Annotated in this window: 21 protein-coding genes and 1 pseudogene; 16 read left to right on the top strand and 6 right to left on the bottom strand. The window is 62.1% G+C overall.

Annotated elements, in window-relative coordinates; genetic code table 11:
• Positions 1 to 283: 283 nt before the first annotated feature.
• The 3 genes from BM083_RS19145 (at position 284) to BM083_RS19135 (ending at position 3,494) form a co-directional block, all read left to right on the top strand.
• Positions 284 to 673 carry a DUF5805 domain-containing protein gene (locus BM083_RS19145; protein ID WP_089871959.1) on the top strand — a complete coding sequence of 130 codons (390 nt, stop codon included), beginning with the start codon at positions 284 to 286 and terminating at the stop codon, positions 671 to 673.
• Positions 663 to 1,739 carry a tyrosine-type recombinase/integrase gene (locus BM083_RS19140; RefSeq protein ID WP_089871703.1) on the top strand — a complete coding sequence of 359 codons (1,077 nt, stop codon included), beginning with the start codon at positions 663 to 665 and terminating at the stop codon, positions 1,737 to 1,739. The genes BM083_RS19145 and BM083_RS19140 overlap by 11 nt, the downstream gene beginning before the upstream one ends.
• Positions 1,740 to 2,318: 579 nt before the next feature.
• Positions 2,319 to 3,494: an AI-2E family transporter gene (locus BM083_RS19135; RefSeq protein WP_177197707.1), complete on the top strand. Its 1,176-nt coding sequence runs from the start codon at positions 2,319 to 2,321 to the stop codon at positions 3,492 to 3,494.
• A 40-nt stretch (positions 3,495 to 3,534) separates the two neighbouring features.
• Here BM083_RS19135 and BM083_RS19130 read toward each other — a convergent pair whose 3' ends face one another.
• On the bottom strand, positions 3,535 to 4,248 hold the full coding sequence (locus tag BM083_RS19130) for an SOS response-associated peptidase (RefSeq protein ID WP_089871701.1): 714 nt from the start codon (positions 4,246 to 4,248) through the stop codon (positions 3,535 to 3,537).
• Positions 4,249 to 4,366: 118 nt separating this feature from the next.
• On the opposite strand from BM083_RS19130, the gene BM083_RS19125 reads away from it, so the two are divergent.
• From BM083_RS19125 to BM083_RS19115, 3 genes are all read left to right on the top strand, one after another.
• Complete coding sequence (locus tag BM083_RS19125; RefSeq protein ID WP_089871700.1) at positions 4,367 to 5,110, top strand: ribonuclease H-like domain-containing protein; 744 nt, start codon at positions 4,367 to 4,369, stop codon at positions 5,108 to 5,110.
• A gap of 47 nt (positions 5,111 to 5,157) precedes the next feature.
• Positions 5,158 to 5,415, top strand: coding sequence for a DUF8002 family protein (locus BM083_RS19120; protein ID WP_009365511.1), 258 nt, complete (start codon positions 5,158 to 5,160; stop codon positions 5,413 to 5,415).
• A 74-nt stretch (positions 5,416 to 5,489) separates the two neighbouring features.
• Entirely contained in the window at positions 5,490 to 6,665 is a 1,176-nt protein-coding gene (locus tag BM083_RS19115) for a DUF3179 domain-containing protein (RefSeq protein WP_089871699.1), read from the top strand.
• A gap of 92 nt (positions 6,666 to 6,757) precedes the next feature.
• On the opposite strand, the gene BM083_RS19110 is transcribed toward BM083_RS19115, so the two are convergent.
• Positions 6,758 to 6,961 (bottom strand): DUF5800 family protein, encoded by a 204-nt coding sequence (locus BM083_RS19110; RefSeq protein WP_009365514.1) that lies wholly within the window; start codon positions 6,959 to 6,961, stop codon positions 6,758 to 6,760.
• A 115-nt stretch (positions 6,962 to 7,076) separates the two neighbouring features.
• Here BM083_RS19110 and BM083_RS19105 point away from each other — a divergent pair, with 115 nt between their 5' ends.
• Together BM083_RS19105 and BM083_RS19100 are read left to right on the top strand one after the other, a co-directional pair.
• On the top strand, positions 7,077 to 7,934 hold the full coding sequence (locus tag BM083_RS19105; RefSeq protein ID WP_089871697.1) for a polymer-forming cytoskeletal protein: 858 nt from the start codon (positions 7,077 to 7,079) through the stop codon (positions 7,932 to 7,934).
• Between the two features lie 120 nt (positions 7,935 to 8,054).
• Positions 8,055 to 8,369 (top strand): DUF8055 family protein, encoded by a 315-nt coding sequence (locus BM083_RS19100; RefSeq protein ID WP_089871695.1) that lies wholly within the window; start codon positions 8,055 to 8,057, stop codon positions 8,367 to 8,369.
• Positions 8,370 to 8,513: 144 nt separating this feature from the next.
• Here BM083_RS19100 and BM083_RS19095 read toward each other — a convergent pair whose 3' ends face one another.
• The gene (locus BM083_RS19095) at positions 8,514 to 9,266 is read right to left on the bottom strand and encodes an AsnC family transcriptional regulator (RefSeq protein ID WP_089871693.1); all 753 of its coding nucleotides are present in this window, start codon (positions 9,264 to 9,266) and stop codon (positions 8,514 to 8,516) included.
• A gap of 162 nt (positions 9,267 to 9,428) precedes the next feature.
• On the opposite strand from BM083_RS19095, the gene BM083_RS23520 reads away from it, so the two are divergent.
• Positions 9,429 to 9,599 (top strand): hypothetical protein, encoded by a 171-nt coding sequence (locus BM083_RS23520; protein WP_177197706.1) that lies wholly within the window; start codon positions 9,429 to 9,431, stop codon positions 9,597 to 9,599.
• A 4-nt stretch (positions 9,600 to 9,603) separates the two neighbouring features.
• Here the strand turns inward: BM083_RS23520 and BM083_RS19090 are convergent, their stop codons facing one another.
• Positions 9,604 to 9,813, bottom strand: coding sequence for an HVO_0649 family zinc finger protein (locus BM083_RS19090; RefSeq protein ID WP_009365519.1), 210 nt, complete (start codon positions 9,811 to 9,813; stop codon positions 9,604 to 9,606).
• A 204-nt stretch (positions 9,814 to 10,017) separates the two neighbouring features.
• On the opposite strand from BM083_RS19090, the gene BM083_RS19085 reads away from it, so the two are divergent.
• From BM083_RS19085 to BM083_RS19075, 3 genes are all read left to right on the top strand, one after another.
• Positions 10,018 to 11,199, top strand: a complete 1,182-nt coding sequence (locus tag BM083_RS19085) for a redox-regulated ATPase YchF (RefSeq protein WP_089871691.1) — start codon at positions 10,018 to 10,020, stop codon at positions 11,197 to 11,199.
• 70 nt (positions 11,200 to 11,269) lie between these two features.
• Positions 11,270 to 11,449, top strand: a complete 180-nt coding sequence (locus BM083_RS19080) for a hypothetical protein (protein ID WP_089871689.1) — start codon at positions 11,270 to 11,272, stop codon at positions 11,447 to 11,449.
• Between the two features lie 93 nt (positions 11,450 to 11,542).
• A complete protein-coding gene (locus tag BM083_RS19075) occupies positions 11,543 to 12,340 on the top strand; it encodes a DUF7537 family lipoprotein (protein ID WP_089871687.1) in 798 nt (265 codons plus the stop codon).
• Between the two features lie 57 nt (positions 12,341 to 12,397).
• Here the strand turns inward: BM083_RS19075 and BM083_RS19070 are convergent, their stop codons facing one another.
• Positions 12,398 to 12,703: a hypothetical protein gene (locus BM083_RS19070; RefSeq protein ID WP_089871685.1), complete on the bottom strand. Its 306-nt coding sequence runs from the start codon at positions 12,701 to 12,703 to the stop codon at positions 12,398 to 12,400.
• A 56-nt stretch (positions 12,704 to 12,759) separates the two neighbouring features.
• Positions 12,760 to 13,881, bottom strand: a complete 1,122-nt coding sequence (locus tag BM083_RS19065) for a pyridoxal phosphate-dependent aminotransferase (RefSeq protein WP_089871683.1) — start codon at positions 13,879 to 13,881, stop codon at positions 12,760 to 12,762.
• A 264-nt stretch (positions 13,882 to 14,145) separates the two neighbouring features.
• On the opposite strand from BM083_RS19065, the gene BM083_RS19060 reads away from it, so the two are divergent.
• The 4 genes and pseudogenes from BM083_RS19060 to BM083_RS19045 form a co-directional block, all read left to right on the top strand.
• Positions 14,146 to 15,216, top strand: a complete 1,071-nt coding sequence (locus tag BM083_RS19060; RefSeq protein WP_089871680.1) for an ABC transporter substrate-binding protein — start codon at positions 14,146 to 14,148, stop codon at positions 15,214 to 15,216.
• Positions 15,213 to 16,094 carry an ABC transporter permease gene (locus BM083_RS19055; RefSeq protein ID WP_089871677.1) on the top strand — a complete coding sequence of 294 codons (882 nt, stop codon included), beginning with the start codon at positions 15,213 to 15,215 and terminating at the stop codon, positions 16,092 to 16,094. Before BM083_RS19060 ends, BM083_RS19055 begins: the two co-directional genes overlap by 4 nt.
• Complete coding sequence (locus tag BM083_RS19050) at positions 16,091 to 16,873, top strand: ABC transporter ATP-binding protein (protein WP_245756950.1); 783 nt, start codon at positions 16,091 to 16,093, stop codon at positions 16,871 to 16,873. The genes BM083_RS19055 and BM083_RS19050 overlap by 4 nt, the downstream gene beginning before the upstream one ends.
• Positions 16,874 to 17,010: 137 nt before the next feature.
• Positions 17,011 to 17,174: pseudogene (locus BM083_RS19045) on the top strand (IS5/IS1182 family transposase); the annotation flags it as partial.

Below are 17,174 nucleotides of genomic sequence, written 5' to 3'. Positions count from 1 at the left end.
TGCTGATTCTCTTTCGACATCATGATTCGAGATTGTCCAGGACGGGTCGACTGGCCGATTGCTGTGGAACGTTCTCGTTTCTCCCACCGATGAATCTTATATCTGGATATCTGAACCCACCACAGAACCGACGATGTATATCCCGAAATCTGTGCCAAATTTGCATGTTATGCGAACATCTGTGCTTATCACTTTGCTCCTCTGTGGGACTTTCTCTCCGCATAAGTGACTTTATCCGGATGTGTGGGGATAGAGTGAAGTGAGTCGCGTCCGAGACTCAGTCATGGGCGAGGATCCAGACACGAGTCGGAGTGCTGTCAGGACGTACGTGCCAGCCTATCAAAAAGACGCGTGGCAAGCCCACGCCGACGAGATGGGAATGAGCCAAAGTGAGTTCGTTCGCACGATGGTACAAGCCGGTCGAAAGGGGTTCGACCTCGACCCCGAGGAAGGTGCTCCTCCTACCACAGACCCCAGGGGTGGCGGCCTCGAAACACGCCTTCTCTCAGTACTTAAAGACCACGACTACATGTCGTGGGATCAACTCGTCTCTGCACTCACCGACGATATGGAGGACAGACTCGACGACGCACTCGGTGAACTCCAAGGGTCGAATCGAATCAGATACAGTGGTCGCCACGGTGGCTACACACTCGTGACCGATGGGAACTGAAACGACACCCGAGGATTCGGAGGAGACCGAAGATCCGGTCGGATACTTCCTCCAAGACCTCGTCTTTCACGGAAAGACCGAACGGACGCGACAGTCGTACGAACGAGTCCTTCGGCGATTCGAGTCGTTTCTGGCGACACCCGAAGCGAACCCGTTTGGGCAGTCGATTCTCCCTGCCGACGCGACGCACCGACACTGCATGGCGTGGGTCCACACCCTTCGCGGCGACGTCGAATCGAGTACGGTCGCCACGTACGCAGCGTATCTCCACCGGTTCTACGCGTATATGACGCAGGTCGGAGTCTTCGAATCGAATCCGATGACGCTCGTGATGGAGGAGATGGACGAGACCATCGACAAAGACCCGACTCGGCGCGAAATCGACGTCCCCACCATGCGGCGGTTCGTCGCGGACCTCGGCCATCCACTCCATCGAGCGGTCGTCGTCACACTCCTCAAGACTGGGATGCGTGTCGGTGAACTCTGCAATCTCGACCTTCGAGACGTCGCTCTCACCCACACCGATGCCGAGCGTGCGTACGAACTCGGCAATCGAGCAGAACTCGACGGTCGCCCCGACTCGATATTCGTCTCACCCGACCCGTCGTTCGGAAAGTCGACGAACGGTGAGGAACGGACGGCGTCGAACAAACGAAAACGGGCGACGGTCGTTCCTATCGACGCCGAACTCAAACACGTCCTCGTCCGATGGCTTGCGGTACGTCCGGATGCGGTTTCACCTGCCGACCCGTTGTTCGTCGGTACGTCGGACCGATGGGGCGAACGACTTGACCCCGAGTCGGTTCGACACATCGTCGAGATGCACGCTCGCGACTGGGGATGGTACCGAACTGGCGGTGGAGCGAGCGAGAACGTCACACCGCACTACTTCCGACATTTCTTCACGACGCACCTCCGGGACCGGACCGGTGATAGAGGAATCGTCAAGTACCTCCGCGGCGACGTCGCCGACGACATCATCGACACCTACACCCACAACTGGGGCGACAAAGTCAGAGAGACGTACGAAGCCAACATCTACTCGCTTCTCCCCGCTTCGACGTAACCGCCTCGAAGCGGGAGCTCCCAACCTTTACCCCCGGAGTTACGTGCTCGATGTTGTGTCCCTTCTCGGAGCACGGTCTTGGGTTTCGCTCTGTTTGGTTGCACCACTATCACGTGACAAGTTACTGTCGTGTTACGAGCGGGTTTATCGACTGCTGACAACGAGACGATTCGATGGTGCCTTCGGTTGCTCGTGTCTCACATCTCGTTCTCTCCGGGTTCCGAGTGCTGTTTTTCGACTTGCTCTCCGCGACGTGTTCCTGTAATCTGAGTGAGTGTCTGGGTGTGATCGTCTGTTCTCCACCAGATATACTCTATATTGCTATATGCAATCGGGACCACAACCTTACTACGTCTCCCACTCGAACGGTAGCAGACTGAGGGAATCCTCGGGTGCGGACTGCCCGACGAGAAGACGCCGCACTCGGACCGAGACACGTCGTTCGTTTTCGGACGTGGCTCGGTGAGTATCTCGGGAACGAGGCGACTACGTTACTGTGATTGACAACAACGACACACTCACGACGGTATCGTTCGATACATCTGCTTTCGAGGCGTTTCGGAGCGAGGGAGCCATCCTGTGAACCAGCCGAGTCGAGAGCGCCTCGGGTGGTGGCTCTACATGCTGGTCCTCGCCAGTGTCGCGGTGTATCTCACGTACTCGTTCGTCGGTATCTTCGTCCTCGGGGTGTTCGGCTACTACGCGACTCGGCCCCTCTGTGACCGACTCGGCCGAGTTGTCGACTCCGAACGACTCGCGGCGACGTTGACCGTGCTGGTGGTGTTGCTTCCAGTGCTGGTACTCGTCTTGTACACCGGTACGCAGGTGGTCCATCAGGTTCAGCAGCAACTCGGGGGGAACGCGGCGTCGATGCTCGCTGCACGCCTCTTCGGTATCGACGGCTTCCCGGCCTCGGGGCAGACACGACTCCTCTCGTTGCTCGACAACCCGTTCTCGGGCAGTACGCTCCAAGGGTCTCTCTGGTCGCTGCTTCAGAACGGCCTCAGCGTCGTGCAAGCGGCGTTCGGAGCGGTCATCCTCCTCGGACTCTCGGTGACGCTCTCGTACGTCCTCCTCGAACGGGACGATGCGCTGGCGGAGACGTTCGTCACGTTGGTCGGCGGTCGTGAGACGACGGCGTACGCGTACGCCCGCGCCGTCGACGACGACCTGGAGTCGGTTTTCTTCGGAAACCTGGTGTTCGTCGTCGTCATGGCCGTCATCGCGACGGTGCTGTACGCGGCGACGAACGTCGTTGCCCCGCAGGGGCTACAGGTTCCGATGATACTCGCGTTGGGGTTCTTGACGGGACTCGCGAGTCTCATCCCCATCGTCGTCGGGAAGGTGGTCTACCTCCCTGTCGTCGCGTATCTCGCACTCCAAGCGACGCGTACGAGCGGGAATCATCTCCCCTTCGTGGGCGGTGCATTCCTCGTCTACGCGCTCGTCTTGGACATCCTGCCGCAGTCGTTCATCCAGCCGTATCTCTCCGGGCGACAGTTCGACACGATACTCCTGTTGTTCGCGTACGTCCTCGGCCCGATTCTCCTCGGTTGGTACGGGTTCTTCCTGCTTCCCATCGTCGTCGTCCTCCTCTTCGAGGCGGTTCGAATCGTCCTTCCGCAGTTAGTTCACGGCGAGACGCTCGACGCCGAACCGATGTTGGCAGCGGAAGTGGGGTCGAACCCAACCAACCTTCGAGACGAGTACACTCAGTCGGACGGAGCGAGCGACGACACCGAGTCGTCCTCCTGACGACCTGTCTCGACTGCTCTCTCCTCGAACCATCTCAGTGTCACACTCCCGTCCCGACTTCTTCGATGAGCGCTGGTCCGTCGTTGGCCGGACTGTTCACCTGCGTCGAGACGGGGTACGCCTCCATCGCGTCGTCGGGATACGGGTCGAGGAGTGACTGCACTTCGTCGGCGTCACCGGTCAACCACGTCTCCTCTTCGGACTCGTCGAGGACGACGGCCATTCGGTGGTGGAGTTTCGAGACGAGTCCGTTGGGTTCGGTCGTGATGACCGTGAACGTCTCCAGCGGTTCGGGGTCGGCGTCGGGTGCGACACCACCATCGAAGTCGCTGAGACCGGTCTGCGTCTGCGGCGGCGTCCATCGTTCCCACAACCCCGCCATCGCGAACGGTCGGTCGTCGGTGAACGCGACACGGTACGGCTGTTTTCCCGACTCCTGTTTCACCCACTCGTAGAAGCCGTCGGCGAGGACGAGACACCGACGCTGTTCGTACGCCTCGGCGAAACTCCGTTTCTCGTGGACGGTCTCTGCGCGAGCGTTGATGCGTTTGTTGCCGACCGACTCGTTGTCGGCCCACGAGGGGACGAGTCCCCACTTCAGCGTCTGGATGGTGTCGGGCGCGTCGTTCGTGATGACGGGGAGACGCTGACCGGGAGCACAGTTGTATCGCGGTTCCAGCGGCGACTCGGCCTCGGCGTCGAACCGCTCCTCCAGCGTCGGTTGCGGGGTGAACAGCGTGTAGCGTCCGCACATACCCGAGAGAGGCGTTCGACGGGCAAAAGGGTACCCCGAACCTCGAACACCGAGAGTCGGGGTTCCGTACGCGGGCGAGTGCGAGAGGTTTACGTCGTCGCGGCAGTGGTATCTTGACGTGCGAATCGAGAACAGTTTCATCCCGGTCCGCGGCGTGGGCGCGAAGACGGAACGTCGCCTCTGGGAACACGGTATCACCCACTGGGACGACTTCGACGGGTCAGTCGTCGGCGAGACGACGGCGCGGCGTATCGCGGAGTTCGTCGACGAGGCGGCCCCACGACTCGCCGACGGCGACGCGCGGTTCTTCGACGGTGCCTTCCCGAGCAAGGAGCGTTGGCGACTCTACGAGAACTTCCGCGACTCGACGTGCTTCTTCGACATCGAGACGACCGGTCTCGACGCGGCCCGCAACGACGTGACGACGGTGACGTTCCACCGCGGCGACGAGACGACGACGCTCGTACAGGGAGACGACCTCACCGCGGCGACTCTCCGCGAGCAGTTCGCTCCCGCCGACCTCATCGTGTCGTTCAACGGCAAACGCTTCGACGTCCCCTTCCTCGAACAGTCGTTCGACCTCACCATCGACGTCCCTCACGTCGACCTGCTGTACCCCTGCAAGCGACTCGGTCTAACTGGAGGACTGAAACAGGTCGAGAAGGACGTCGGCATCGAGCGTGACCGCCCGGACCTCTCGGGACGCGACGCCGTCCGCCTCTGGCGTCAGTACGAACGCGGCGACGACGCGGCACTCGACACCCTCGTCTCGTACAACCGTGACGACACCGAGAACCTGCGGACGCTCATGGACCTCGTCACCGAATCGCTCCACGACGAGACGTTCGTCGGGTCCGCCTGAGACGTACGGAGGCTTAGGCTTATCCGACCCGGTGCCGACTACGCTCTATGGCCGACGAGCAGGCGTCTTCCGACGCGGAAGAACGCGACGACGAGACGGACGGACAGCACGACGAGACGTCGGAGAATCACGACCCGAGTGTTCCGCAAGTCGAACTCGCTCTCTATCAGTTGAACGTCAAGGTCAGTGGGCAGGCGACGGACGAACTCGCCGACGTCGAAGAGTCGGCGATTCGTCTGATGGACTATCTCATCGAGCAGACCGGGACGCTCGAAGACAAGCCCGACGGCCGCGGACTCGGGTAGCTGTCGAGTGTACTGGCCCATGTAGTGACATCCGTGTAGTGACCTCTATCTCTCGTCCGCGCGACTAGTAGAGTATGAATCGTCGTCGTTTCCTCGGCGCCGTCGGTCTCGCTGGTCTCGCCGCCAGCGCTGGCTGTTACGAGCACGTCCGCCACTGGAACGAGCGCAGCGACGTGGTCGGCCCACAGCCACCTCTCTCCGGTGGAGACAGTGCGAACGACGCAGACGTCTCTTTGTCCTCGAACGGACTCCATCGTGGTGCGGCCAAAGACGGCATTCCCGCCATCACCGACCCCGTGTTTGCCACGGACTGGTCGTCTGTCGGGCAAACGCTCGGCGAGGAGGAACTCGTCGTCGGTATCGACATCGGCGGTGACGCACGGGCCTACCCGCTCGCTATCTTGAACTGGCACGAAGCCGTCAACGACGTCTTCGAACCACGCTCGACGGACGGTCGGACTCCAGCCGACGCGGCGTTCGGCCGCCCACTACTCGTCACCTACTGTCCGCTCTGCGGAAGTAGCGTCGTCACCGACAGGACGGTCGCGGGTGCGGTCCGAACGTTCGGCGTGTCGGGGCTACTCTGGCAGTCGGGTCTCGTGCTGTACGACGTCGAGTCCGAGTCGCTCTGGAGCCAACTCTCGGCGACGGCCATCCGGGGGCCGCTCACTGGGACCGCACTCACACGTCTTCCTTCGACCATCGCGACGTGGGGCGAGTGGCGTCGTGAACATCCGACGACGGTCGTACTCCTTCCACCGCCAGCGTCGGATACGGTGAAGGGCTGGCAGTCGCGTGACTACGGCCGGAACCCGTACGTCGGCTACGACCGCTCGGAGCGCGTCGGCGTCGGCGACAGCCGAAGCGTCGACGAGCGACTCCATCCCAAGACGATGGTGGTCGGCGTCACGTCTGGAGGGGCCGCCTGTGCGTATCCGCTCGCTAGCGTCGAGAGACGTGGCGTCGTCAACGACACCGTCGGGACGCTGCCCGTCGTCGTCGCCGCGACTCGTGCCGGGTCGTTAGTCGCTTACGACCGTCGGGTCGGCGGACGCGCCCTCGACTTCGAACGTGACGGCGACGAACTCGTCGCCGGGGGGTCTCGGTGGCCTCTCGTGAGCGGAAGGGCGGTGGACGGCCCGCACGAAGGAACGAGGCTCACTCGTGTCACTGGTCACTCCCCATTGTACTGGTTCGCGTGGGCGAACCTCTACCCGAAGACAGAGATATATGGAAACATATTTGGATAGCTTTACAGATATATTTACACCTTGGCAACAGGATACCGGCGAGAGACGACCCATCGAGTGCCGAAGATAGTGCGACGAGGAGAGACGCCGATTCAGGACGCTTTGAGAATGTCTTGGACGCGCCGCGGTTCGCCGCTGAGGTCCGGGTTCTTCTCGACCATCTTCAGCACGTCGTGGTCGGTGACGTCGGGGTAGGACTTCTGCGTCGCCTCCTCGATGAGTGCCTTCTCCAGTCGGAACTCGGTGCCTTCGTAGACCACGTCGACGCCGTCGTCGTCGAACGAGAGAACAGTCATAGTCGCTCGTTGCACAGCCTGCTATAAAAGGGCATCACCAGCAGGACGTCTCAGTTATATCGTCAGACGCACGTCTTGCGCGCCGTTTAATAGGAGCCACGTACAGGTTCGCTCTGTGTCACTCGGTCAGGACCCACTCGACGAACTCCGCATCCCCGACGGGACGACCGTCGAGGAGCACGACCTCGTCACGGACGGTGACGTTATCGTCGGCGGGCAGGGGACGGTCGAGTTCGGCGTCCGCGGCCGGAACGTCATCGCTGGCGAACGCGTCCAGTTCGGCGGTGGCATCGAGGCCGAAGGCGACTGCCGACTCGACGTCTGGTGCTCGGTCGACGGAAACGTCCTCGTCGGCGAGGACGCCTACCTCGGCGAACGAGTCTCCATCGACGGCCGCCTGATGGTCTCCGGCGACTTGGACATCGGCGACGACGTCGACATCGACGAAGGCTTCGAGGCCAACGGTTGGATCGTCATCCGTAACCCGGTTCCGACGCTCGTCTTCTACTTCATCGTCCTCTCGCAACTGCTCCGTCTCGGCGAGCAAGACGCCGCCGACGAACTGGCCACCGCGCTCTCGGACGACGAGGACGACGACGTCTCGCCGCTCGTCATCCCGCGTGGGGCCAGCGTCTCCGACGACGCGTGGCGTGTCTCGACGCCCGCGACCATCGGCAACGGCTGTCGACTCCACGGCAACATCCGCGCGTCGACCATCGACGTCGGCGAGGACAACAACATCTTCGGCAGTCTCCGCGCCCGCGGTGACATCACCGTCGGGTCGGGGACGCGCGTCCACGGCGACGTGACGACCCGAAGTGGGTCGGTCACCATCAAGAAAGGGGCGCAGATTCTCGGCGACGTCTCCTGCGGGGACCTGCGTCTCTACGACGGCGGCACCATCGACGGCACCGTCCGCGCCACCGGCGACATGAAACTCGTGCGGAAGAAGACACCCCGGGATGCCGAGTAGTTCGGTCGCGTTCGTGTAAACGTACAGTCTTTATATCCGACGCCTCGAAGGAAGCGCGTAGCGTATGCCAACGGGTATCACAGGAGCGTTCGGGTGAGTCGCTCGACACGGTGGCCGAGGGTGGCCCGACTCGTCGAGCAGTCACGACGCGAGTGTGCAGCGTTCGACCCCGCAACCGACGACCCACAGCGCTGTCTCACTCGCGGCATCCAACCCATCGTCGCGCTCTACGTCGAGGTTCGACAGGCCGACGACGACGCGCTCTCGCCAGTCGAACAGTCGCTCCTCGAACGCGCGCTCAACGACTGGCTCTCGCTCTACGCGGCCGGTCACGACGCCGCGTTTCACGCGCACTTTACGGTCCACGAACTCGCCGTCGCCTACGCGGCCCACGGCGAACTCCGAGCGACCGTCGACGACCTCTTGGGTCTCTGAGAGACGTCAGCAACGCCTCCGAACGTTCGACCGTAAGTGTCCAGACCGACTCGAGTTGTCGCTGTATCGGTTGGACTCGCGACGCTGGGAACTGCACGAACACCAATCTGGATAGACGACGGCTGTAGGAGAGTCAGACAGTACCTATCGATGGACAACGTCGCCGCCGAAGGCCTTCACGACGCCATCTTTGATGCCATTTCGGAACAGGAGGGTGACGATGTCTCCGCGCTGGAACTCGGCATCACCTTTCGGTGTCACCATCGAATCGCCTCGTTCGATCGCGACGACGAGTACGTCGTCGGACAAGATACCATCAGTCGCGGCCTCGGCGATGGTGACGCCCACGACAGGTGCCTCTTCTAGAAGACGGAGTTCCGTGAGTTCGGCATCTCCTGCGAGACTCATGAAGCTCTTCCCCGCCTGGCCGGGGTCACTATCTGGACCGTACGGATGGTACGGATGGAAGTACTCCTCTTCGAGAAGGCCCTCCTTTTCGACTTTCAAACCGAGTTCTGTGAGCGCTTGGCTGAGTCGACCGATGTCTTTCGTGTCTTTTCCGACGGCCATCACGTGGAGGTTCTCCCGGCCGGTCATCGCCCGCCGGACGTTTATCACGCCTGGCACTTCGAGCGCCTCTCTCGCGAGACGCTCTCTTTCGGAACTCGGCGCGTTGCAGATGTAGAGATGCGTGAGTAAGTTCGCCGCCTTCTCGTAATTCACTGTGGCGTGGTACCCCTCGATTATCTTCTGGTCCTCCAGTTTCTCGATTCGATTTCCGATGGTACCAGGCGAAACGTCGACCTCTGCGGCGATCTCTCTGGCCGTCGTTCTTCGTGCATCCCGAGCGAGATGATAGAGAATGCGTTTGTCGATTTCGTCCAACCGGTACGTCATGCAACAGGGTTGAAGAGCCAGCGACGAATACGTTCGGAATATCTCCGAGAGAAGTACCGAACAGTGACGCTGTGAGAGCAGTCCGGAGTCGGGCCAAGGACGCTATGTCTGTTGGGTCGCTGAACGACTCGGTCTGGAAGACCGACGGAGAGACCGCGTTGAATGTTCCTCTCATGGGCGGCTACCTTCGACGCAAACGAGATGTACCCGGAGTTATCCGAGTCGTGGCTGCTCTTCTTTCGCGAGAGTCTGTTCGTCCGTACGGGACTCGCCGCTCTCGACCCGCTGAACCGCTGTTCGGGTCGTACGAACTGTTCGTACTTCGGTGAGTGAGCGTCTACTCTTCTCCAACTGAGAGAGTTCTTCGCTGAATCGCGCCGCAACTCGGGCAGACGTGACGGTACTCGACGGTATCTCCGGTCGTCTGCGTCTGCCACTCACCTTCCGTATCGTCGTACCCGCACTCGTGGCACTCTAGGTCGGTCTCTTCGTAGTGATGCTTCAACTTCTCGAACGGGCTACGTTCGTGATCTCTGTTCTGACTCATCACTCGAGTAGAATGGATTCAATGGAATAAGTCTGGGGGTATATTGCAGTAAATCCAATAGATGTGCTCAGGAGTGGCTGAGTTAAGTTGTCCCGTGGTCGTCCTCGAAGACGTGACACCGCGCCAAACAGACGCTCCCTCTCGTGCGCTCCGAGGGCCGGCGGGACCGAAAGGCAGTTTTCCCGGACGGGTAAAGTGAGGGCTATGTTGTCTATCGCGCTCGCGGGCAAACCGAACGCGGGCAAGTCGACGTTCTACAAGGCCGCGACGATGGCCGACGTCGACGTCGGGAACTACCCCTTCACGACTATCGACCCGAACCGCGGCGTCACCCACGTTCGTACCGACTGTCCCTGTCTCGAACAGGAGGAACGCTGCGGCAACGAGCACTGCCACGACGGGAAACGGTACGTCCCCGTCGAATTGCTCGACGTCGCCGGACTCGTCCCCGGCGCACACGAGGGGCGTGGCCTGGGCAACCAGTTCCTCGACGCGTTGACGAACGCCGACGTCATCATCAACGTCGTCGACGCCTCCGGCGGGACGAACGAAGAGGGCGAACCGGTCGAAGTCGGCACCTACGACCCAGTCGAGGAAGTCGACTTCATCGAGGAGGAGATGGACCAGTGGCTGGCGGGCATCATCGACCGCAACTGGGAGTCCGTCGAGCGCAAGTCTCGCTCGCCCGACTTCGACATGGACGACACGTTGACCGAACTGCTCACCGGGTTCGGTGCGACGGAGGCCGAAGTCGCCGCCAGTCTCCGTGACCTCGACTACCCCGAGAGTCCGCTGTCGTGGACCGACGAGGACAGAGAGACACTGGCCCGCGACATCCGCGCTCGGACCAAGCCCATCATCCTCGTCGCCAACAAGGCCGACATCGCGCCCGAGGAGAACATCGAGCGCCTCCGTGAGACGGGGAAACCGGTCATCCCGACGACGGCCGACGGCGAACTCGCGCTTCGCAAGGGCGTCGAGGCGGGCGTCGTCGACTACGACCCCGGCGACCCGGATTTCGAGATTCTCGGCGACCTCAGCGGTGCTCAAGAGAAGGGCCTCGAACAGATTCGGGACGTGATGGCCGAGTACGGTGGGACGGGCGTCCAAGAAGCGCTCGATACCGCCGTCTACGACCTACTGGACCACCTCACCGCCTTCCCCGTCCAGAACGAGTCGAAGTGGACCGACGGCACGGGAAACGTCCTTCCAGACGCGTTCTTGCTCCCACAGGGGTCGACGCCGAAGGACCTCGCCTTTGCCGTTCACTCGGACATCGGCGAGGGCTACCTGCACGCGGTCAACGCCAAGTCCAGTCGGCGTATCTCCGACGATTACGTGCTGGAGGAGGGTGACGTGGTCAAAATCGTGAGTACGGCGAAGTGACCGAGGCGACTGAACCACTTCACACTCCCCCGGGCACACATTGATGCAACTGGCGGTCCACACAGGAGGTATGTTCCGCGCACATTTCCCCGACGGCGACATCCAGTGTGACCGCTACGAACACACCGACTACGGCGTCGACCTCTACGACGAAGACGACGAGTTCCTCGCGTTCATCCCGTACACGAACCTCATCGCGCTCCTCAACGAGGACATCGAACGCGACCCAGAACCGTCGATTGCGGACTAGCACCTCCCGCTGTCAGTCATCCACTGGCGACGAGTGACCATCCTCGTCGACCGCTCCGAAGACACTTATCCGAGGAGCGGAAAGTCTCGACGAATGCAACGTAGACAGGCGGTCCTCCCCGTGCTCTTGGCAGTCCTCCTCACGCTGGCAGGCTGTGCGGGTACGAACCAGTTGACCAGTCCGAACGAACCGACCGACGAAGAACTCCCGCCCGGCGTCTCGCAGTCCGGTGTCGAGAACGCCTCGGCGCTCGTCGCCGCCCACACCGACGCGCTCAACGAATCGGGCTACGCCTACCGTATCACCCTCGGTGGAACGGTCGCCACCGGGTCCGGAAACGAGAGTTCGACGGCCTACGAGACGAGTCTCTCACAGACCTCTCGTGCAGAGGCAGGTGGTCGCCCCGCGTTCGTCACCGCCCGGACGAACATCTCTAGCGCGATGGGGAACCAGTCGCAGGGCGTCGCCTACTGGTGGAACGACTCGACGACCCTCGCACGCATCTCGTCGGGCGGGAGCACCCAGTACGTCGCCCTCGACCAGATTCCGGGCCAGAACCAACTGTACGCACCCGACGAACAGTACCTCGAACAGGTCATCAGCGCCAGCAACTTCTCCGTCACCGGCGTCGACCGCTCGGGCAGCGAGACACTCGTCACGCTGACCGCGACGGAACCGAACGCGACACTGGAGGGTGTGACGTCCTACAACGCGACGCTCGTCGTCGGGTCGTCGGGCCGCATCCACGAGGCGACGCAACACGCCGTCGTCGAGAGCCAGCAGGGCACCCAGACGGTGGACCTCCGCTACAAACTCACGGAGACGAGCGTCCAGACGGTCGAGCGACCGTCGTGGTCTGACAGGGCACTCGCCAACCGGACGGCAGCCTGAACGAAACCTGAACAATCGGGATATTTCAGCGGAAACGAGGTGTGATCCTTTTTAACGTCAGTTAGAAGCCGCCGTGGTCGACTCGGCGCTTCGGATTTGCCACCAAAGAACACCGATAGCGAGGCCGGCGAGAAAGACGACTAACCCAACCAGTTGTACTGCTGGCGCGGTGACTCCGGCTACCTGCTCGGAAAGCTGAAACAGGCTGTACGCGAGCCACAGAACCGACACCGCTCCCAGACCGTACGCTTTCGTTCGCCGTATCGCTTTACGCCGATACCGAACGACGGTCACGCCGAGGATTCCACCCCACGCGACGAACACGAACATCTCGACTGCGTCTATCAGTGACGGGAGGGCCATAGCTGGCTGTCAGACGGCGTGTACAAAGTGACTTCGCAACGACAGGATAGTCCGACTTACTGCACCGCTTCCGTCGCTTCGCGCATAATCTCTAGCGCCTCTTCCAACTCTTCCGTGCTCGTCGCGTAGGAGAGTCGCGCGTAGCCCTCACCCTGTTCGCCGAACGCTTCGCCGGGGACGACGATGAGGCCGCGAGAGATACACTCGTCGACCCACCCCTCGGGTACCTCGGGCATCACGTAGAACGCACCCTTCGGCGTCGGCACGTCGAGTCCCATCTCTTCGAGACCGTTCACGACGAGGTCACGACGTTCTTCGAACGTGTCGCTCATCTCTTGTACGACGTCTTGGGACCCAGAGAGGGCCGCTTCGGCGGCGAACTGCGCCGGTGCGGAGGTACACGCCTGGATGTACTGGTGGACGCGAATCATACGCTCGATGCGGCGACTCGACCCGGTAATCCAGCCGAGTCGCCAGCCAGTCATCGAGTAGGCCTTCGAACAGCCGTTGACGACGACGACGTTGTCCGATTCGGCGAACTGAATGGGTGAGTAGTGCTCGCCGTCGAAGACGAAGTACTGGTAGACCTCGTCGGAGATACAGAGCACGTCGTGTTCGTCGGCGATGCGGGCGAACTCTCGAACGTCTTCCTCCGTGGACACCGCACCCGTCGGATTCCCGGGGCTGTTGACGACGAACGCCGCCGTGTCTTCGGTGATTGCCTCCTCGATTGCCTCGGGGTCGATGGTCAGGTCGTCACGCAGCGGGACGGGAACCGGTTTCCCGCCGGCGAGTTTGGTCAGCGCGTCGTAGGCGACGAAGCCGGGGTCGGGAAAGATGACCTCCTCCCCCTCTTCGACGTGGGCCTCCATCGCGAGGTGGAGCGCTTCGCTCCCGCCGGCGGTGGTGATGACGTCGTCCGGGTCGACGTCGACGTCGAGGTCCTGGCTGTAGCGCGCCGAGATAGCCTCGCGTAGTTCGTACATCCCCTTGTTCTCCGTGTAGGCGTCTGCTTTCCCGGCTTGGATAGCGTCGACGGCGGCTTGGTGGGCGTGGTCGGGTGCTGGGAAGTCCGGTTGCCCGAGTCCGAGATTGATGGCGTCGTCGCCCGCTGCCTCGAACACTTCGCGGATGCCGCTGATAGAAATCTGCTCGACGCGGTTGGAGAACGTCGTCATACGCTACCCCGCGTCCTCCGCCGAGATAGTTCTTGCCACCTACGGGGTCTCTTCACCGCGAACCTCTCAAACGGAGTACTCTATCCACCCCAATATGGGGAAACTATTGCCGATAGCTATGACGAACGAGACCAGCCGAACACTGGATTCTGTGGGATTGACGGGCTGATACCGTCGTATTCCGCCGTTTCCCGGGACGACAGCTTTGCCATGACAGTTACCGCAGACGAGTGCGGATTAAGTACTCACCGCTAACACGGACTAATGACTGACTCACGCAGTAGCGGCGCATCGCGCTCACGACGACGGTTCTTGCAGGCGGCGGGTGCAGCAGGACTGGCTAGCTTCGCTGGTTGTACCGGAGCGGTCGGCGGTGGCAGTGGTGGAAGCGGCGGGGGCGGCCTCGACGAACTCAACGTCGCTTACATGCCCATCTATCCGGATATGCAGTACTTCGTCATGCAGGAAGAGGGGTACTTCGACGAACTCTCCGTCGACGTCTCGGGTAAACTCTTCTCCGACGGCCCGAGCATCGTGCAGGCGTCTGCGAAGGGGAACTTCGACGTGATGATGTTCGGTATCGTCCCGGCGATGATCGTCATGGACAAAGGCATCCCCTCGAAGATTACCGCCGCGAACATCCGAGACGCGATGGAGATTCTCGCCACCGACGAGTTCGCCGGGATGTGGGACGAGTACGGTAAGGAGGCGTTCACGAAGTTCGAAGAGGAGAAGGGCCGGAAGTTCAAGTTCGGGACGTTCCCGCCGGGGTCGGTACCGGACATCCTGCTCCGCTACTGGCTCCAAGACACGGTCGGTGTCGACCCCGAGAACGACGTCGAGATCACGGCGCTCGGCGGCGCAGGCCCGGTTCGACAGGCGCTCCTCTCGGGCAAGATAGACGGGACGAGCATCATGGAACCCGTGCCGACGGTCATCGAGTCGCGGGACGCCCCGTTCCAGCCAATCGCGTGGGCGGGTGACTTCATGCCCGGCCAACCGGCGGCGGTCACGCTGATGCACGACCGACTCCGCGAGGACAACCCCGACGTCGCGAAGGCGTTCGTCGAGCAGCACCAGAAGGCGACGGACTTCGCGCTGAACAGTCCCGACAAAGCGGCACAGCACGCCTCGACGGTCATCGGCGAGGAGGCGCTCCCCGTCGAGACGGCGAAAAAGGCGATGGAGTCGCGCGCGTCGGCGTTCATCACCGACCCCCACGAGATCGAAGATGGGGCGAAGATCTTCAGCGAGTACGCCGAGCGCGCTGGCAAGATAGAGAAACAGTTGACCGTCGACGAGATGTTCGACTACGGCGTCTACGACTCACTATGAGCAAGGAGAGTGGAACCGTCGGTGTCGCGGGTGTGAGTGTCGGTGCGGGCGACGAGGAGTCGCTTCGCTCTCGCCTGTTCGGTGACGAGTCCGGCCTCCGCAACGTCGGCCTCGGTCTCCTCGGCACCGTCGCCTTCCTCCTCGTCTGGCACCTCGGGGCGCTCGCGGTCGGTGGGATTCTCCTGCCGACGCCGCTCGCCGTCGCCCAAGCGTTCCTAACGGAACTCACCGCGCCGGTGACGTTCGTGCTCCCCGTCCTCGGGACGGAGATTCCAGCGACGAGGCTCCCGGTCAAACTCGTCGAGAGCCTCTATCACTACATCCCGGGTCTCCTCATTGGGAGCGTTCTCGGTATCGCTTCGGGCGTCGCGATGGGGTGGAGTGGGTCGCTCGACGCGGCGCTGACACCAGTCACGCGCGTCCTGCGACCGATTCCGCCGCTGGCGTGGATCGCCTTCGCCATCATCTGGCTCGGCGTCAACCACAACGGCGCGGCGTTCATCGTCGGCATCGGCGCGTTCTGGATCAACTTCTACAACGCCTACTCGGGCGTCGAAGGCGTCCCGACGGACCTGAAGGAAGTCGCCGCCAGCCTCGGCGTCGACGACGACCTGACGATGATTCGGAAGGTCGTCCTCCCGGCCGCGTCGCCCTCGATTATGACGGGCATCCGAACGAGCATCGGTCAGTGTTGGATGATCGTCGTCGCCGCCGAACTGTTCGGCGCGCCCGGCGTCGGCTTTCAGATCATCAACGCCGCACAGAACCTCTCGATGGACGTCTCGGTCGCCTACATGCTCGTCATCAGTGCGGTGTTCCTCGTGAGCGACGGCGTGTTCCGGCGCGTCGAGCAGAACGTCCTGGAGTGGAGAGCATGAGCACGGAAGAACAGGGCGTCCAGAACGCCCAGAACGCCCAGAAAGTCCACGTCGACGGCCTCGGCAAGCGCTACGAGTCCGACAGACAGACCGTTCAGGCTCTGCAGGACGTGAACTTCGGCGTCGACGACGGCGAGTTCGTCTGTATCGTCGGCCCCTCGGGATGTGGGAAGACGACGCTCTTCCGACTCATCGCCGGTCTCGAAGACCCGACTACCGGGGCCGTTCGCCTCGACGGTACGCCCGTCGAAGGCCCCGGGACGGACCGAGGGATGGTCTTCCAGGAGTACGGCCTCTTCCCGTGGCGCACAGTCCGGGAGAACGTCTCCTTCGGCCTCGAAGAGCAGGGCGTCGAGAAAGCCGAGCGTGGCCGACGGACCAGCGAGATGCTGGAACTCGTCGGCCTCGACGAGTTCGCCGACGCCTACCCGCGGGAGCTCTCCGGCGGGATGAAACAACGTGTCGGCATCGCTCGGGCGCTCGCCGTCGACCCGGAACTTCTCTTGATGGACGAACCGTTCGGCGCAGTCGACGCCCAGACCCGCGACATGCTCCACGAGGAGCTACTGAGCATCTGGTCGGAGACGGAGAAGACCGTGCTGTTCGTCACCCACGACGTCGAGGAGGCGGTGACGCTCTCGGACCGCGTCGTCGTCATGGCCGCCGACCCCGGACGTGTCCGCGAAGTCGTCGACGTGGATTTGGCTCGCCCCCGCGAGCGAACTGACGCCGAGTTCGCAGAGTACGTCGAGCACATTCGAGGGCTCATCGGGGAGTAGTCGGAGTACGGTTTCGGGGAGATGGGAATGCCAAATTTTTGTCTGGTTTTGTGTGCTGAATATAGGGCTCTGTAGCTTCGCTAGACGGAAGGGCTACAACCGCGTTATTGCCGTAGAATACGAAGAGGCAGATTGCTGTGGTATCTGAGATCCGCCTCTTCACCCGTAATGCGGTCGCGAAAGCTAAACTAGTTGTCGCTAATCCTGACGAACCTGCCGCCCCCGCAGGGGGCGGCGGGTTCGCCGAATGGGCGATGCTCGCGCTTCATGCACTCCGCATCGAATTCGGGAAATCATATCG

Origin of the sequence: Halogranum rubrum, from assembly GCF_900114455.1 — an archaeon.
Taxonomy (GTDB): Archaea; Halobacteriota; Halobacteria; order Halobacteriales; family Haloferacaceae; genus Halogranum; species Halogranum rubrum.
Note: the sequence above shows the minus strand (reverse complement) of the source record. Positions and strands in the feature narration are given on the sequence as shown.

Excerpts from the sequence above, each read along its gene's own strand:
- BM083_RS23520 (WP_177197706.1), top strand. The coding sequence starts at position 9,429 with ATGTTCCTCTCATGGGCGGCTACCTTCGACGCAAACGAGATGTACCCG.
- BM083_RS19060 (WP_089871680.1), top strand. The coding sequence starts at position 14,146 with ATGACTGACTCACGCAGTAGCGGCGCATCGCGCTCACGACGACGGTTC.
- BM083_RS19065 (WP_089871683.1), bottom strand. The coding sequence starts at position 13,881 with ATGACGACGTTCTCCAACCGCGTCGAGCAGATTTCTATCAGCGGCATC.
- BM083_RS19140 (WP_089871703.1), top strand. The coding sequence starts at position 663 with ATGGGAACTGAAACGACACCCGAGGATTCGGAGGAGACCGAAGATCCG.
- BM083_RS19080 (WP_089871689.1), top strand. The coding sequence starts at position 11,270 with ATGTTCCGCGCACATTTCCCCGACGGCGACATCCAGTGTGACCGCTAC.
- BM083_RS19115 (WP_089871699.1), top strand. The coding sequence starts at position 5,490 with ATGAATCGTCGTCGTTTCCTCGGCGCCGTCGGTCTCGCTGGTCTCGCC.
- BM083_RS19085 (WP_089871691.1), top strand. The coding sequence starts at position 10,018 with ATGTTGTCTATCGCGCTCGCGGGCAAACCGAACGCGGGCAAGTCGACG.
- BM083_RS19055 (WP_089871677.1), top strand. The coding sequence starts at position 15,213 with ATGAGCAAGGAGAGTGGAACCGTCGGTGTCGCGGGTGTGAGTGTCGGT.
- BM083_RS19120 (WP_009365511.1), top strand. The coding sequence starts at position 5,158 with ATGGCCGACGAGCAGGCGTCTTCCGACGCGGAAGAACGCGACGACGAG.
- BM083_RS19090 (WP_009365519.1), bottom strand. The coding sequence starts at position 9,813 with ATGAGTCAGAACAGAGATCACGAACGTAGCCCGTTCGAGAAGTTGAAG.
- BM083_RS19075 (WP_089871687.1), top strand. The coding sequence starts at position 11,543 with ATGCAACGTAGACAGGCGGTCCTCCCCGTGCTCTTGGCAGTCCTCCTC.
- BM083_RS19110 (WP_009365514.1), bottom strand. The coding sequence starts at position 6,961 with ATGACTGTTCTCTCGTTCGACGACGACGGCGTCGACGTGGTCTACGAA.
- BM083_RS19095 (WP_089871693.1), bottom strand. The coding sequence starts at position 9,266 with ATGACGTACCGGTTGGACGAAATCGACAAACGCATTCTCTATCATCTC.
- BM083_RS19050 (WP_245756950.1), top strand. The coding sequence starts at position 16,091 with ATGAGCACGGAAGAACAGGGCGTCCAGAACGCCCAGAACGCCCAGAAA.
- BM083_RS19130 (WP_089871701.1), bottom strand. The coding sequence starts at position 4,248 with ATGTGCGGACGCTACACGCTGTTCACCCCGCAACCGACGCTGGAGGAG.
- BM083_RS19145 (WP_089871959.1), top strand. The coding sequence starts at position 284 with ATGGGCGAGGATCCAGACACGAGTCGGAGTGCTGTCAGGACGTACGTG.
- BM083_RS19070 (WP_089871685.1), bottom strand. The coding sequence starts at position 12,703 with ATGGCCCTCCCGTCACTGATAGACGCAGTCGAGATGTTCGTGTTCGTC.